The following is a 15,644-nucleotide window of genomic DNA, read 5'->3' as shown; positions in this document are numbered from 1 at the left end:
CACTGATAGAGATTGAAAATCTGTTGGAAGGATATGATGAGGAAAATAATTAAAAAGGGATTGAAAGAAAATTGTATAAAAATCGTGCAGGGGTCGTCATTTCTGACACCCCTGTTCAATAACATTAATGTTGGTAACTAGAAAAAACCTTTATATTTATTTGTATATATCTTTTACTTTTATCAAATTCTACTTCATATCTTATAAGTATCAAAAACCTCATTTACTTATGATAAGGTTCACCGTATCATATTTGTGAAATTTTAACTTTAAAGAATTTACTATGCTTGGTATCATTCAATCAACAAAATAATTTTTACCTTCGTTTTCATCTCCCTCTTCAATCCTCACTGGTAAAACACAAAAAACACTTTTACTGGATGCTCGATATAGGAATCTTTCTGATTAAAGATTATTCCGCTAGACTTCATATCAAGTAATAGTTCCGCCATGGAAACTATTAAACTCTCCCCTTCTTGATGCGTATAAAAATGAGCAAAAAAAAGAAGAAAAAATCCAAAAAAGTACAAAAAGAAGATTTCGAAAGTGTGGAGTTTTATTGTAAAAAATGTGATTACTCCTTTGAAATCGATTGAGAGACATTATGGGACATACAAGAGTGCACGCACGGGTATGTGGGTTTCCATTTAAATGATACGTTTATCAGCTGTGATAAATGTGGAGAAATTATCAATAATGAAGAGACAGTGGAAACTGAAGTAAAGTGGCAGAAGGAGCCAAATAACATTGATGATTATGATTTGCCTTTTTAGATTTCAGTGGAGGCCATGCGGTAAATGTCTTTTTCGGGATAGACCTTCCAATGCAGCAAGTTCATTTCCACCGCTGTCACAAATTACGAACAATGCATTTGGCTGCCATTGCCAGATAATTAGATTGAACAATCGCGAATAAATATCACTAGCGGAACCAGATTCGAGTGTGGAGGGGAAACTGTGGGATTAATCGCAGGTATAATACACTATACAAATCTTTATACTTTTACAATATTAATACATAAGCAATTACGAATTATTCCCGCTTCACTTTTCTATCCCTAGTTATTAATTTCTATCCTCATTTACTATTTTAATGGACGCCAAGCTTTTCCCTTCTAAGTTAACACCTTAATACATTAGGGAACAGGCCACTTATCATTAGAAAAACAAGGTTTTAAATCGCCTAATTGACCTGAGTGAACAAGGTTCCGAACTTCTTGATAAAGAGGATTTGCCCTTTGGTTACTGTTAGTTTAACCAAGATTATTCCTTATCATTTTTCTTTTTGATATAGATTTTCGGTGTATAAAATTTTAATATACGAATGAGTTGATCTCCCATATACGAAGTTGATTTTGTAAAATCATTTTCAATCCATTCAAGAATCAATCCAATAATACCATGTATACGATATGTGCTAAAAAGCTGGATATCAATATTGGGATCTATCTCAGTAGTCAAGAAATCGAATTCTTCCCGGAATAACTTGTCTAACCTTTTTATCAATTTCTCATGAAAATTGTAGGTAGTTTTTGGACTTAACATAAGCTTATAGAATCTTTTGTTTTCTAAAAAATGATCAAATAAGATAATTGAACTTGACGGTATTTCATTGAAATCTACAACTGATAAATTGAGATATGGTTCCCGGTATGCTTCTGTCATTTTTTTAAACATGTCTTCAATGATCTCTTCTAATAAATCTTCCTTTTGTTCGTAATGTGCATAAAAGGTACCTCGATTGAAATCCGCAGCCTTTACAATTTCCGTAATTGTAATGTCAGCGAAGCTTTTTTCTTCCATTAACGATAATAAAACTTCATGAAATTTCTCTTTTGTTCTTCTTACTCGTTTGTCGGGATGCTGTATAGACATTCGATAGGCTCCTTCTTGCACTTTTAACATACAAAATTTTAAAAAATGTTGGTTATCATACATTTTTATTATTATTGCATATTGAAGTCATTTCACACATGTTTTATGCTTTAAGTGTTCTAATTATCTCGAATTCGAGATAGTCTTCATTTCATATTCTAAAACAAAGGGGAATGTCAACATGACAAGATTAGCAGGTAAAGTAGCAATCGTTACAGGTGCAGGTTCTGGTATGGGTCGTGCAACTGCAAAGTTATATGCAAAAGAATGAGCTAAAGTTGTCTTAGCGGAGTTTAACGAAACTTCAATGAATGAGACTCTTGATGAAATTAAGGCTGCTGGGGGTATAGCAGTTGCAATTAAAACAGATGTATCAAAAGAAGCTGATGTAGAGGCAATGATTCAAAAGGCTTTAGATAAATATGGAAAATTAGATATTCTGGCTAACATTGCTGGAATTTTTGATAACATGGCATCCGTAGAAAATACTTCAAACGAATTATTTGAACGTGTAATGGGTGTTAACTTAAATGGGCAATTCTATGCAACCCGTGCGGCTATTAAAGTATTTAAGGAACAAGAAACGGGCGGAACAATTGTAAATGTTGCATCAATTGCTGGTTACCTTGGAGCTCGCGGTGGAGCAGCGTATACAATGTCAAAACATGCTGTAATTGGTTTAACCAAAAATATTGCGGCTTTTTATGGTCGTGAAAATGGAAAAATTCGTGCAAATGTCATTGCTCCTGGATCCATTGCGACAGGAATGACTGCTAATTTAGGAAACTTAGATCCTCTAGGTGCTGAAACATTCGGTGACCTTGGACCATTTAATGGGGGACAAGCAGAAGACATCGCAGCAACTGCTCTGTTTTTAGCTTCAGATGAATCTAAATTTATTAATGGCGATGTTATTACAGTTGATGGAGCTTGGACTGCACGTTAAAAATGGGAAGTGCAAATCTTTAATTAAACTTTTATAACTAAGGAGAGATTTCAAATGAATTTTAAAGATAAAGTAGTCATTGTTACAGGTGCAGCAGGTGGTATTGGGAAAGAAGTCGTACGAAAATTAGCTAACGCACAAGCGAAAGTTGTATTAGTTGATTTAAATGAAGATGCAATCAAAGCCGTTCAAGCTGAGCTTGGTTTAACAGAAGAAAATAGCTTAGTAGTAAAAGCGGATGTTTCAAATGAAGCAAATGTTAAGGAGTATGTAGATCAATCAATTTCTAAATTTGGTCGTATTGATGGTTTTGTCAATAACGCAGGCGTTGAAGGTCCAGCTAAACCACTTGAAGAAGTTACAGAAAAAGATTTCGATTTCGTATACGGGATTAACGTAAAAGGTGTACTTTTCGGTCTTAAGTATGTATTGCCAATAATGAAAGCACAAAAATCTGGTGCCATCGTCAATACTTCATCTGTAGCAGGTTTAATTGGTTCACCAAGCATGGTATTATACAACTCATCTAAACATGCTGTAATGGGTATTAATAAAGTTGCGGCTCTAGAAGCAGCAGCATATAACGTTCGTGTGAACACAGTAAACCCAGGAGTGATTAATACACAAATGATGCGTAAAATTGAAGAAAATGTTGCACCAGGTGCAGCAGAAGCAGCACAAGCAGCTTATAACGATGCAGTACCAATGAAACGCTACGGTGAACCTGAAGAAGTAGCTAACGTAATTGCGTTTTTACTGTCTGACGAAGCTTCTTATGTAAGTTCATCTTCATTTACGATTGATGGTGCCCTATACAATGTGTAAGTAAACGATCTTTTGCATTTGGTAGTAGGGAAGAGCATTAAAAATACTAATTAATTGATTGCCGTAAAAACTATTATTTGATGAAACAAAAAACGACTTTATGGTCGTTTTTTGTATTTTACCCCCCTTTGACTATTCACATGTTGTTCCAGGAAACGGATAATGTAAATATGTTTTCGCAGCCAAAACCCGCTTTTGACCACACGATACCACTATATTCTCAATAGTGTCTGTCCCCCGCTACTTTAATGCTTTATTTTATCGAAGTACTGGCACCACAAGTAACACCATACTTAAAGAACATTTCCAGCAAATATTTGCACAATGAGTGCCACCGTGACAATCCTTAATATCGGTTTAATATATTGTGGTTTTAATTTTTGGGCAAGTCTTACTCCAATTTGTGCCCCTGAAAGAGACCCCAGTAGCAGCGATAATGCAATCGGCCAGATGATTTTACCTGTAGCGACGTAGGTAACGGCAGCCCCTAAGCAGCTTGAAAAAGTAGCAAGCCGCACCAAAGCAACAGCCCGAATGTAAGCGAGATTTAAATAACCGAATAAATAAAGCATCAATGTCCCTTGACCAGGACCAAATAAACCATCATAAACCCCAATACTGTAAAGTCCCGTCGCACTAATTTTATTGAACTTCATAGGCTCTTTCCCGGAAAAATCACCTTTCCCAATAAAGGAAACGACAAATGCAAAAATGAGCAGGACGATGGCGATGATATACATACTATCCCCTGGAATCCGCGATGCAATAAAGCCCCCGCTAATGCCGCCACAAATACTGACAGGGATGATCCAACAAGATTCCTTTAAGGAGATTTCCTTCTTTTTAAGCAGATAGAAAAAGCTTGAGAATGAGCTGACTGTGTTCGATACTTTATTGGCTCCGATTGCCGAATGAACGGGTATCCCCAAAACCAGCATAATCGGAAGACTGATCAATCCCCCGCCGCCAGCCAGCGTCCCCAAAGTTGTGGCACAAATTCCTACGATAAAAAGAATTATACATTCCATTATTTTCCACCCCTTTCCATCTACTTCAAGTGTAGTCTTATTTCTGCAATAAATAAATTTGTTAATAATTATAGTTTTCAATAAGGATTTCTTATAGGGACAAAAGCAAAGATACTTTTTTCCTTATGAGACAAACTGTGTAATTATATACTTCAAGTGACAGCTTCCTTTTTACAATGAGAGGCCTAAATTTACCCCATGTAAATATTTCAAATTTGTATTATAGGACTATTCAAATTGAATTTTACTTTTTAGCCGAAATAATTTTTCAAAATATATTTAAACAAATAGGAGAATAAATGATATATTCAAATCGAGTATTCATTTTACATAAAATGGTTAAATCAGGGGATTTATAACGAATTTCTCTTAACAAAAGGAGATAGAGAATTGAAGAAAGACATATTGGAGTATATCAAGGTTGCGAGTTTACTTGTAATCGCGATAAGTCTATCCATTATTGCTTGGAAAACTGCGAGTCAAGCTAGCGAGTTACAGGGAATCCAAGAAAGGCTAATAATTATGACAGATAGAATCAATAACTATTGACACACGAAAGAACCCATAAAGGGTTCTTTTTAAGCTCTTCTGAACATTTTAACGTTGGGGAGCGAATGATCATGAATGTATTTATTGTTTATTTTTTTTAACAGATAAATTTTCACTCTTGATCCCAATCCCCCTTATGAGTCTAAACAAGGTTCGCTCAAGAATTCGCGAAAAAAACTTTATCTACATTGTACTTTGCCTTTAATTCATTAATAACATAGGTTTCATAAATCTCTCTATGCACTGGTTCTTCAACAATACAAACCTCGATCTTAGTAACTTCATCCCTGTGCTCTTTAATAGGAGACACATTATCCTCAAAATGTTTCTTAATTCTCTGTCTTAACTTCCTAGCTTTCCCTACGAACAGTAATTCCTTTTTATCATTGTAAAACATAAAAATGCCGCCTTTATCTCGTGGGATAAGGTGAAAATCAGTAAATCCATAAATATTACTTAGTTCAGGGTTATCCTTTTTCGTAATTGTCACATCAGCTTTTGGAATAGTTATGTTGATCACTAAGCTCACTTCCTCTTTAAATGATTGTTATGGTTCAAAATGAAGGCTTAACCTCACAAAGCTTTTGCCCGTTCTTATGGGCTGTAAAGCATATTGAAGACACTGTTTAGATTGGAAAAACTAAATGGCAAAAACACCGAAATCTTTATTTTATATGTTTAACCAAATCATAACATTATAGCACTAAAATTTAATTAAAAGACAGCATTAATAAAAATAACGACTTATTGTATTGAATTTTCGAGGGCTCCCTCTCCGGAAAAATCCCCTTTCCTAATAATAGAAAACAGATAGACTAAGATGAGCAGGATGATTGCGATTATATACATACTTTCTCCTGAAATCTTGATAAAGTCCTTTGGCAGCACCCGCAAAATGTCCTGCATCCCCTATATAAAGAACAAAATTCTTTCCGGCAACTTCAAATCTTAATGTAGCTAATTGTCCGTTCTAACTTTATGTCAATCTATAAATTAGGTATTTGCCAATCAATCTCCTGCATTCCATTTTCCCGTAAAATCGCATTCGTTCTAGAAAATGGCCTGCTGCCAAAGAAGCCCTGATTGGCGGAAAATGGGCTAGGGTGAGGAGATTTTATAATAAAATGGTGGGATGAGGTAATCAATTGTTGTTTTTGTTGAGCAAATTTCCCCCAAAGAATAAACACAACTGGTGTCTGCCTTTGATTTAATGTTTCAATGACCTTATCAGTGAATATCTCCCAGCCAAGGCCTTTATGCGAGTTTGGAGTTCCCGCCCGCACGGTTAAAACCGCATTAAGCATTAATACCCCCTGCTCAGCCCACTTTACAAGGTAGCCGTTATTGGGAATATAGCACCCTAAATCGAACTGCAGCTCCTTATAAATATTTTGCAATGATGGGGGAATTCTTACCTCAGGTTTTACAGAAAAACTAAGTCCATGGGCCTGCCCAGGACCATGATAAGGATCCTGGCCAATAATAACGACTTTCGTATCGTTAAACGGAGTAAGATGCAATGCATTATAAATATCATGCCGATCTGGATAAATCACTCTCGTTTTATATTCTTCCTGCAAAATTCCTCGCAAACGCTGATAATACGGTTTCTCGAACTCACCTTCAAGTAAGGGTGCCCAGTCATTTTTTAAAATAGCCATTTCCATTCCACTCCCGTTTCCAATATTACTAACCTTTGACTGGTCTTACAGTTCATAAACCCGCCCACCTTTGCTATCTTTCGAGGTGATATAGCCGTGCTTTTTAGAAAACTTAACACTTTGCGGATACGGACCGGGTGAACACCAGCACTTTCGGCAATATAATCACTAGAGGATATATGATCCGGCTGCAGGGCAAGAAGAGTTAAACTATGAATGGCCAGCGTAAAATTACTGTTCATTTTCTCGTCCTCCTAAACCAGTTACTTCATTTATCTTATAATAATCTACCAATGAATGCCTTACAGGTAAATCTATTATTTGATGCTTACCCTCTTTCACACCACTCCTTAATATCATACACTTCTATTGAAACCATTCTCTTGTTATAAGAATCTACCAAAAGAGTAATGTAAACGGTTACGTTTCATCTATAAGAAAAGCCTAAACAAACTTTAATGATGTTTAAGCTTTTAATAACAAATTATATTTTCCCTTTTTAAGAGTATTATAATACTCTAATTTACAGTTCTAAAAAGTTAACGTATTGATTTCTTCCAAAACAACCAATTTATTCAATTTTAAAAGTCAATTTTGATTTTTTGTGACTTGCCAATTTCCTTGTGGTTTTGATCAAGAACATTGCTCGTTTGGATTTCAATCCATTTTACATCTGGACTTGACTTTTCAATAATAAAACCAAGGGCTCCCTGCTTTGAACCATTTGGTTTAATTTCTCCACCCAAATATTCTATATAAAAGTCATCTTCGAAGTTTCTTGTCTCACCGTTATTTGTTTTAAGATGAGCAATAGGTCCAAAATAAACGGTTTGATCAGATTTATTAACTAGCTCCACTTCCACTTTAATAAAATTGAATTCTTCATAGTTTTCTGTATAACTATGAAAATAATCCATTAAGGAATAGGTTGGCTTATTATGAAGGAGCTTCACATTCTTAATTTTCATTTCAACAGGTCCAACTGAATAACTCTTGTTAAGAGAGGCAATCCCTTTTAAAGTTACTTTACCTTTGCTATCTTCTATTGTTTGACCTGCATGAAGAAGCTTCGTATCATCAGATACTTGAGGATTGGGCACATAAACATCAGATAAAGATTTGGCTCTGTTTTTTTCTACTTTTGACTCATCATTCTTTTTTGATGATAATTGTTCCTGTTTATTTGTTTCTTTTGCAGCCGCCGCATCCTCTTTAACAGCATTACAACCACATAATACAAGGGATAATACTAAGATGATAGGTGTTAAAAATTTCACAAAAATCCCCTTTCCTTTTGGATAGTAGGTAAAAAACATGTCTTAAAAAAAGCTCCCGTTGAGCATCAACGCCCAACGGGGAAATTATTCTTTTTTTATTTAGCGATTACTTACCATTTTTTAAAATGTCAAAGATATGTTTCGCTTGGTCAGTGTTCTCAATACTGCCAGCAAACAGACTGCTTCCAGGGCCATAAGCATAGACGTTAACATCTTCACCGGTATGACCGCCAGTTGTCCAGCCAGTTACGGAACGCATGTCAAAAATAGTTTCGATTGCATTATCAATGGTTGTTACATTCTTGGATGCAGCAGCCTTTTTAACAGAATCGATTTCTTGAGATGTTAATGGTAAATCAATATATTTTTTTAGAGTTGTTTCTACATCGGCACCTTTGGCGATTTGTTCAGCCATAAAGTCAGGTGTACGTTTTGCTGCTGTAATAGGAGCTCCGAACCAGTTATAATCTCCTCTTGCTCCGATTGAGTAACCACCGGTTGAATGGTCTGCTGTTGCAATTACTAGAGTATGCTTGTCCTTCTTAGCAAAATCAATCGCAGCTTTAAATGCCTTCTCAAAGTCTTCCATTTCGCTCATCGCTGCAACAATATCATTATCATGTCCAGCCCAGTCAATTTGGCTTCCTTCTACCATTAAGAAGAAACCTTTTTTATTCTTGCTTAATTTAGTCAATGCTGTTTCTGTCATATCTTCCAGAGAAGGCATTGAAGCTTCACGGTCTAACATTTTTGGCATTCCACCAGGAGCAAACAATCCTAACATTTTAGGGTTTTTGCTTTTTAACATTTCGTCTTTATTGGTTACATAAGTGTAACCATCTTGTTGAAATTCTTTAGTTAGGTCCCGATCTGGTCTGACAAAGTTTGTTACACCGCCGCCAAGCATCACATCAACTTTATGTCCGCCATTAATCATTTCATCATAATAATCATCCGCAATAGCGTTCATGTTTTTACGACTGGCATCATGCGCACCATAGGAAGCCGGTGTAGCATGTGTAATTTCTGAAGTCGCTACTAATCCTGTTGATTTCCCCTTTTCTTTCGCTGCTTCTAGAACCGTTTTTACTGATGAACCGTCATTATCAACACCAATCGCTGCGTTATAGGTTTTAATACCAGCTGACATTGCTGTTGCGGCTGCAGCAGAATCCGTAACATTTTGATGAGGATCTTCCGGATATGTCTTTTGTTGGCCTACTAAATATTTATCAAATTCCGTTTGCTCTACCTCTTTTGTTGAAGGGTTGTCCTTTAAATAACGATAGGCTGAAGTATAGGATACGCCCATTCCGTCGCCAATTAAGAAAATAACATTCTTAATTTCTGCATTGTTATGTACCGTTTCTTTAGCTTTAACATCGTTAGTTGCTGTACTGAACAAGGCTCCGAAAGCTACTGAAGATAGAACTGCCATTGGCAGGATTTTTCTCTTAAGTTTGGTTTTAAACAAAATAATTTCCTCCCCCGATTTATGCTGGATTTCTTTTAAAATATAAAACATTATTATTAATCTACTATTAATAAGATGTAAAGATTTTGTATTTCATATATTAATAGCCTTAAAACATATTGTTTAATCACAAAATTAACATAAAGAGTGTTTATCAAATCATATTGATGAATCGGTTATAATCGCCTATCCAGAATAAAATCTGTCCGATGAAAGCAGGAATAATCAGGATTCGCATTGATTTATGGTTTAAGATGTTATTAAAGGAGTGAGCGCTATGGAATGGGTTGAATCATTGCAAAAGGCTATTGATTATATGGAGGAACATTTAACAGATTCCTCATTATCCATTGAAAACATCGCAAAACAAGCAAATGTATCAGAATTTCATTTCCAGCGGATATTTTCCATCTTAACAGACATCTCAACAGGAGAATATATCCGCCGCAGACGATTGACACTCGCAGCCCAAGAACTATTGAATACAAATAGTAAAGTCATTGATATCGCCTTTAAATATGGCTACGAAACTCCAGAAGCTTTCACGAAGGCATTTCGCCGGCAGCATGGAATGACACCGAGCCAAGTCCGAACAAATAGCGGAATGCTGAAATCATATAACCGCCTGATGATCCAGGTGAGTCTAAAAGGAGCGGAACCGATGAATTACAAAATTATCGAAAAAGACAGTTTTCAAACGGTTGGTGTCAAAAAAGAGTTTTCCTGTGTCAATGGAGAGAATCTGCGAGGGATCCCTAAAATGTGGGAGGACATCAATGAAGATGGAACAGATAATCAATTAATTGAACTAAATAATGGAGAATTAAAGGCATTGCTCGGTATATGCGTGGATAAACGCTGTCAGCAGCCAGGTCTAATCGATTATTGGATTGCCGCTGATTCTACTAGCGACGTGCTAGATGGTTTATCCGTGCTTGAGATTCCGAAATCAAAATGGGTGGTATTTGAAGTACACGGGGCCATGCCCGACGCCATCCAAAAGGTGTGGAAGCAAATCTTCACAGAGTGGTTTCCATCCAATCCGTATGAACATGCCGGCACACCTGAAATGGAAGTGTATTTCAGTGGTGATGCTTGGAGCCCTGAGTACTACTCAGAAATTTGGATCCCGATTAAATAACGGTGGGGATGTTTCTTATTATTTTGGACTTTTTATTAAAGGTATTCTAAAAAGAAGCTGACTCAACAGGGGCGTTGGTCAGCTTTTTGTTATCGATTTGTTTTTAGTGGTTATTTTTACTGTTTTACTGCCAATGGACGCACTACTTTTTATAAAGTTATTTACCACCAGTAAGCAACTTCGTATGCATTTGTTTGACCCTGTGCACCCTGAAGCGGTGTTTGAACGACATGCTCAGATAATGCTGTGTCATGGCATTCGTCCATTCAGTAACTTCCTTGACATACTTTTTCGGTCTATTCCAGCAGGTCCCTCCGGTTTTAAGGTCCCTCTTCACTGCCTTTAGCTTGTTACTTGAAGAAGAAATGTATTAATATTGATAAAAAATTGGTTCATTTGGGGTTACATTTTTGATAATTGCAATATCTTTTTCCATTGTATTAGTCACAAAGAAATCCGTTCCTCAGTTACCTGAATGGAACACGAGCACCACACCTTTATGAAAATTAACTGTATATACCCAAATTTCGTGACTAAAATAGTCTTATTCTGTTATTTTTATATTTTTGATTATTTTCACGATCATCCTTGCAGCGACACTATGCCCGTAAAATTGATTGACCGTTCCTGTAAAGTATAGATCAGTCTTCGGATGGTAAAATGAAAAAGCACCTGTCTGCCCCCAATGCCCAATTAATCCATTTTTCAATTCTTTAATAGATATGGGCTGACTTGCAATCCCAACACCATAAAAGAATAATCCTGGGCCAATAAGAATTTTCCAATCTTTAAGCTCATTGAAATATTTTTTTGGAAAGAAATGTCCATTGATAAATGCCTTTAAAAATATCATAGATTCCTTCGCTGTCGATACAATGCCTCCTTCCGGCCCTATTGATGACATATATTTAGGTAGGGAGATTTCCTTATCTTTGTAATAAATAGGGGCTGGTCGTATATCCTTCACATCTTCATATAAGTACGTATCCTCTAATTTTAGTTTCTCAAAAATAAATTTCTTAAAAACCGTATGGATGTCTTTCTTTGTTATCGTTTCAATAATCTTACCTAAAAGCTGATAATTTGTATCGGAGTATTGAGCCTTTTTACCAGGAGCAAATTTAGGTTTCTTTTGTTTTACACTTGCTATTGTTCTTTCAAATCCCCAACTCTGATCTATTCCTGATGTTAATTCTCCCACCACATCAGAGGAAAAGTAATCAGGTATTCCTGATGTATTGGACATTAAATGTTTGATTGTTATATCTTTGGAATGGTCTATGCCTTTAAATAGGTGGAGTTCATGTAGAATTTCATCAGAAAAATATTCAGAGATTTTATTTTGGAGATTCAGACATTTCTCTGATCTTAGTTTTAGTATGACAGCCGTGACGTATAATTTTGTTACACTTGCAACAAAATATGGTTTATCTGTAGTTAGATTTCCAGCTCCGTATAATAGCGATAAAGAGTTATCTCCACTTTCGACACATAATACAGCACCATATATGTTTTTCTTTGATACTGCAGTTGACACTAATTCATCAACAAATGAGGGAGCAATTGTTGTTAACAATTATAATACCTCCTCTATTCACAACGGCACTTTATCTTTATATTTCATATTTTAAAAATAAATCCTTCAAGTATCAAAAAAGTTCATGATGGTTCTTCATCTAAAGATTTATATTCATATCCTCATTGCTTATAACCATAATAGATAGCATTACTCTCGTTTAACTAGTTTAAGTATTAAATTTCACAAATGGTCTTTAATCAGATTCCTTACTCTTTCAGTTTTCCCCACAATTTGGTCCAAAAATGAAAAAGAGTGCTTTATCTTTGTAGGAACTTTGAATATGCAACTTTGATCATAAACATATTTGAGCAATAATGACAAGAGATTGCTAAGTATATAGCTTTGAGCAGTCTGTAGAGTTAGAAGACAGTTCGGACAGCACTGTTTCTATACCTCTAACCACCGGACTGTTTTTTCTTCATGGTTGTGCCCAGTATGATCAAGGCAACATAGATGACGATGGCAACCGAATCTAAGAAAGTATCCGTAAGAGCAGAAACATCAAGTAATGCTGTTACGCCAAGAATGACCATCAGTCGGACGATTAGGATCGACGTAATCATCCATGCCGCAAACCGGATCTTAGATCGCTCACTTTGGAATGACATGAAAATGAACGCGATGCCGAAAACCAGATTTTCCGCTGTTATAATGTGCCAAACATACGTAAATACCGTTCGAGTATCCATGGAAATCGCACTAATGTCGAGCGTCGGCAGCACGGCGGATTGCCCGTTCCATACATGCGTGACGGCAAACAGTATCGCAAGAACGCCTGCAATCAGATAATAAAAATTCTTAACCTTCATATTGATCACACCCCTCCTTGGAAATTCCCGGTTCATTCTCTCGGAATCCATGTATAGCTCGCGGAAGAATTCCCAACCATTTGTTGCTTTCGTTATTAAAGCCTTAACGTTTCAGCTGCCATGTTAAGCATCCGATTGACCTTTTCTAGATGGTTAATCTTCTTGCGCCTTCGCAGTAGTGAGGGTTGATCGTCGTTTCTCATGCTTCTTTTTCTTTTAAACCTTGAGTTAAAAGAAAAGCATGGAAATTTTTCCTCCTAGTTCATTCTCTTTAGTTAATTTGCGAGTTAGTGAGAAATTAAGTTCCATTTTCATTAATTCTTCTCCAACTAACCCCCTCCTTTAAGTTACATTTATTCATAATCTCACACCATTATTAACATAATTATCTAGCCCCGTTTAAATGGCCGGATTGCTGAATAACATTTTTAAAATTAGAGGACCTTAGTAAAGAATATTTTTTTAGAAAAGAACTTATCTAACATTTAATAATTATGTCATGTTGGGAAAAAAAGTCCTTTACTCAGGAGAGGGCCAAACCTAATTTTATAAAGGAGACAATTTATTTAATAAAGAGATGATGAAAAAGCATGGCAGTGTGTTGTAAATAGGCTATGTTTGTATAAAACGTAATCCGATAAAGGGTAAACAAAACAGAAATGGTTATATCGGAAGTCCGATATAACCCTAGTTGTATTTATATCTTTTTTGTATAGTTAACCCTTCACACCTGACATAGTAATTCCTTCTATAAAGTATTTTTGAAGGAATCCAAAGAGAATCATTGGGATAAGGACAATTAAACAAGAGCCCGCCATCTGCAAGGCGTAGTTTTGACCAGCCTCTAATTGGAAATATTCTAACCCTACTGTTACTAATTGTTTTTCAATATCAGAAATAAAAATAAACGGATTCACAAAATCATTCCAAGTCCAAATAAAAGTGAATAGAGCCATAGTAATTAATACAGGTACAGAAAGAGGGAGCATGATCTTGAAAAAAATCCGAATATGCGATGCCCCATCAATGATTGCTGCTTCTGTTAAATCTTTGGGTATAGACATAAAAAACTGACGTAAAAGAAAAATAAAAAACACATCAAAAGTTGCGGGTAAAATAATTGCCCATTGCGTATTATTTAGACCCAGATAACCATATAATAAAAACCTTGAAACAATTGTTGTATCCGGAGGAATCATCATCGAGCAGAGTAACAATAGAAATAATATATTTTTGCCACGGAAGTTAAGCCTTGCAAATGCATACGCTGCCATCGTTACAAAAATACCCCGGAATAAAACCGTTAAGACAACTACTTGGATGGAATTCCAATACCATTGAAAATAAAATTCATGATTGAATATCGTTTTGTAATTTAGTGTGAATATTTTGTCGGGAATAATTTGCATTGGATTGACAAAAACATCAGCTGGTGCTTTGAAAGAAGCTGAAATCATAAAAATGAAAGGAACGACCATAAGGAGACCAATCATTATCATGAAAGCGTTAAAAGAAACCTTTTTTAATAATGTACCCATCGTTTTTGCTCCTTCCATTGAAAAATGGTAATTACTAGCACGATAATAAATAAGACAATCGCTTGTGCAGACGCATAACTATAGTGATTTAACGAAAATGCTTCTTCATAAATATTTAAAGAAATGACACGTGAGGCATTGCCAGGCCCACCATTTGTAAGCATCCTGACGGTAGCATAGTTTTGAAAAGACCCAATAATACTTGTAATTAATAGAAAAAAAGTTGTTGGCGAAATAGAAGGTAATGTAACATTTATCATTTTTCTCCACACGGAGGCTCCATCAACTTCAGCTGCTTCATAAAGGGATCGATCCACACCTTGTAATGCAGCTAAAAAGACGATTGTTTGAAAAGCTAAGTTCTGCCAAACATTGATAATTGCAATCGTTGGTAATGCTGTTTTAATCCCGTTTAACCATAAAGGAGGATTTTCAATACCAATTTTAATCAGTATTTGGTTGATTGGGCCATCATACGGATTCAATAAAATTGACCATACAATAGCTACTGCGACTACGTTGGCCACATATGGTATCAGAATCATTGTACGGGTTATTCCTCGAAGTGCAAATGCGCGATTAAGCAACATTGCTAATAAAAAGGAAAAGATTAGGACTCCAGGTACATAAATCAATGTATAATAAAAGCTGTTTAAAAAGGCACTCATAGCGATCTTGTCACGAAGTAAATGAATATAGTTCTCAAATCCGATAAAATTGGCTTCACTCAACGGTTTTAAGGTATTGTAATCCATAAAGCTAATGACAAACGAATAAATAATTGGAAAAATATTAAATGTTAAAAAACCAATTAAAAAAGGAAGAATAAATAATACTGCTGCTCCCTTTTCCTGGTAGGGCAATAATCTTATTCGACTCATTATTCCTTGTTTCAGTTCTTTATCCATTCTTTTCATTATAAATCTCCTCGTATATTAGTAGT

The 15,644-nt window shown here is 35.7% G+C and carries 12 protein-coding genes and 2 pseudogenes; 3 read left to right on the top strand and 11 right to left on the bottom strand.

The features are described from left to right. Positions 1 to 1,262: 1,262 nt before the first annotated feature. Positions 1,263 to 1,874 (bottom strand): TetR/AcrR family transcriptional regulator, encoded by a 612-nt coding sequence (locus tag IE222_RS17935; RefSeq protein WP_191275175.1) that lies wholly within the window; start codon positions 1,872 to 1,874, stop codon positions 1,263 to 1,265. A 283-nt stretch (positions 1,875 to 2,157) separates the two neighbouring features. Here IE222_RS17935 and IE222_RS17930 point away from each other — a divergent pair. Beyond that, positions 2,158 to 2,820 (top strand): annotated as a pseudogene (locus IE222_RS17930) (SDR family oxidoreductase); the annotation flags it as partial. 54 nt (positions 2,821 to 2,874) lie between these two features. Continuing rightward, on the top strand, positions 2,875 to 3,645 hold the full coding sequence (locus IE222_RS17925) for an SDR family NAD(P)-dependent oxidoreductase (RefSeq protein ID WP_191275173.1): 771 nt from the start codon (positions 2,875 to 2,877) through the stop codon (positions 3,643 to 3,645). 293 nt (positions 3,646 to 3,938) lie between these two features. Here the strand turns inward: IE222_RS17925 and IE222_RS17920 are convergent, their stop codons facing one another. From IE222_RS17920 to IE222_RS17895, 6 genes and pseudogenes are all read right to left on the bottom strand, one after another. Further along, positions 3,939 to 4,673 carry a sulfite exporter TauE/SafE family protein gene (locus IE222_RS17920; RefSeq protein WP_191275171.1) on the bottom strand — a complete coding sequence of 245 codons (735 nt, stop codon included), beginning with the start codon at positions 4,671 to 4,673 and terminating at the stop codon, positions 3,939 to 3,941. Between the two features lie 706 nt (positions 4,674 to 5,379). Further along, complete coding sequence (locus IE222_RS17915) at positions 5,380 to 5,742, bottom strand: nucleotide excision repair endonuclease (RefSeq protein ID WP_191275169.1); 363 nt, start codon at positions 5,740 to 5,742, stop codon at positions 5,380 to 5,382. A gap of 466 nt (positions 5,743 to 6,208) precedes the next feature. Continuing rightward, positions 6,209 to 6,883 (bottom strand): uracil-DNA glycosylase, encoded by a 675-nt coding sequence (locus IE222_RS17910; protein ID WP_191275167.1) that lies wholly within the window; start codon positions 6,881 to 6,883, stop codon positions 6,209 to 6,211. Between the two features lie 63 nt (positions 6,884 to 6,946). Beyond that, a pseudogene (locus tag IE222_RS26465) lies at positions 6,947 to 7,125 on the bottom strand (Rrf2 family transcriptional regulator); the annotation flags it as partial. A gap of 339 nt (positions 7,126 to 7,464) precedes the next feature. Continuing rightward, positions 7,465 to 8,160, bottom strand: coding sequence for a DUF4352 domain-containing protein (locus IE222_RS17900; RefSeq protein WP_223282787.1), 696 nt, complete (start codon positions 8,158 to 8,160; stop codon positions 7,465 to 7,467). A 106-nt stretch (positions 8,161 to 8,266) separates the two neighbouring features. Continuing rightward, a complete protein-coding gene (locus IE222_RS17895; RefSeq protein ID WP_223282796.1) occupies positions 8,267 to 9,598 on the bottom strand; it encodes an alkaline phosphatase in 1,332 nt (443 codons plus the stop codon). Positions 9,599 to 9,911: 313 nt separating this feature from the next. Between IE222_RS17895 and IE222_RS17890 the strand changes: the two genes are divergently transcribed. Beyond that, positions 9,912 to 10,775, top strand: a complete 864-nt coding sequence (locus IE222_RS17890; RefSeq protein WP_191275160.1) for an AraC family transcriptional regulator — start codon at positions 9,912 to 9,914, stop codon at positions 10,773 to 10,775. A 544-nt stretch (positions 10,776 to 11,319) separates the two neighbouring features. Here IE222_RS17890 and IE222_RS17885 read toward each other — a convergent pair. The 4 genes from IE222_RS17885 to IE222_RS17870 all read right to left on the bottom strand — a co-directional run bounded on the left by IE222_RS17885 (position 11,320) and on the right by IE222_RS17870 (position 15,618). Then, positions 11,320 to 12,351: a serine hydrolase domain-containing protein gene (locus IE222_RS17885; protein ID WP_191275159.1), complete on the bottom strand. Its 1,032-nt coding sequence runs from the start codon at positions 12,349 to 12,351 to the stop codon at positions 11,320 to 11,322. Positions 12,352 to 12,749: 398 nt separating this feature from the next. Further along, a complete protein-coding gene (locus IE222_RS17880) occupies positions 12,750 to 13,163 on the bottom strand; it encodes a hypothetical protein (RefSeq protein WP_191275157.1) in 414 nt (137 codons plus the stop codon). 716 nt (positions 13,164 to 13,879) lie between these two features. Further along, on the bottom strand, positions 13,880 to 14,701 hold the full coding sequence (locus IE222_RS17875; RefSeq protein WP_191275155.1) for a carbohydrate ABC transporter permease: 822 nt from the start codon (positions 14,699 to 14,701) through the stop codon (positions 13,880 to 13,882). Continuing rightward, positions 14,686 to 15,618, bottom strand: coding sequence for a carbohydrate ABC transporter permease (locus IE222_RS17870; protein ID WP_191275153.1), 933 nt, complete (start codon positions 15,616 to 15,618; stop codon positions 14,686 to 14,688). Before IE222_RS17870 ends, IE222_RS17875 begins: the two co-directional genes overlap by 16 nt. Positions 15,619 to 15,644: the final 26 nt, after the last annotated feature.

The organism is Neobacillus kokaensis, from assembly GCF_014656545.1.
GTDB lineage: Bacteria > Bacillota > Bacilli > Bacillales > Cytobacillaceae > Neobacillus > Neobacillus kokaensis.
Note: the sequence above shows the minus strand (reverse complement) of the source record. Positions and strands in the feature narration are given on the sequence as shown.

Excerpts from the sequence above, each read along its gene's own strand:
- IE222_RS17870 (WP_191275153.1), bottom strand. The coding sequence starts at position 15,618 with ATGAAAAGAATGGATAAAGAACTGAAACAAGGAATAATGAGTCGAATA.
- IE222_RS17935 (WP_191275175.1), bottom strand. The coding sequence starts at position 1,874 with ATGTCTATACAGCATCCCGACAAACGAGTAAGAAGAACAAAAGAGAAA.
- IE222_RS17890 (WP_191275160.1), top strand. The coding sequence starts at position 9,912 with ATGGAATGGGTTGAATCATTGCAAAAGGCTATTGATTATATGGAGGAA.
- IE222_RS17895 (WP_223282796.1), bottom strand. The coding sequence starts at position 9,598 with ATGGCAGTTCTATCTTCAGTAGCTTTCGGAGCCTTGTTCAGTACAGCA.
- IE222_RS17880 (WP_191275157.1), bottom strand. The coding sequence starts at position 13,163 with ATGAAGGTTAAGAATTTTTATTATCTGATTGCAGGCGTTCTTGCGATA.
- IE222_RS17910 (WP_191275167.1), bottom strand. The coding sequence starts at position 6,883 with ATGGCTATTTTAAAAAATGACTGGGCACCCTTACTTGAAGGTGAGTTC.
- IE222_RS17920 (WP_191275171.1), bottom strand. The coding sequence starts at position 4,673 with ATGGAATGTATAATTCTTTTTATCGTAGGAATTTGTGCCACAACTTTG.
- IE222_RS17925 (WP_191275173.1), top strand. The coding sequence starts at position 2,875 with ATGAATTTTAAAGATAAAGTAGTCATTGTTACAGGTGCAGCAGGTGGT.
- IE222_RS17875 (WP_191275155.1), bottom strand. The coding sequence starts at position 14,701 with ATGGGTACATTATTAAAAAAGGTTTCTTTTAACGCTTTCATGATAATG.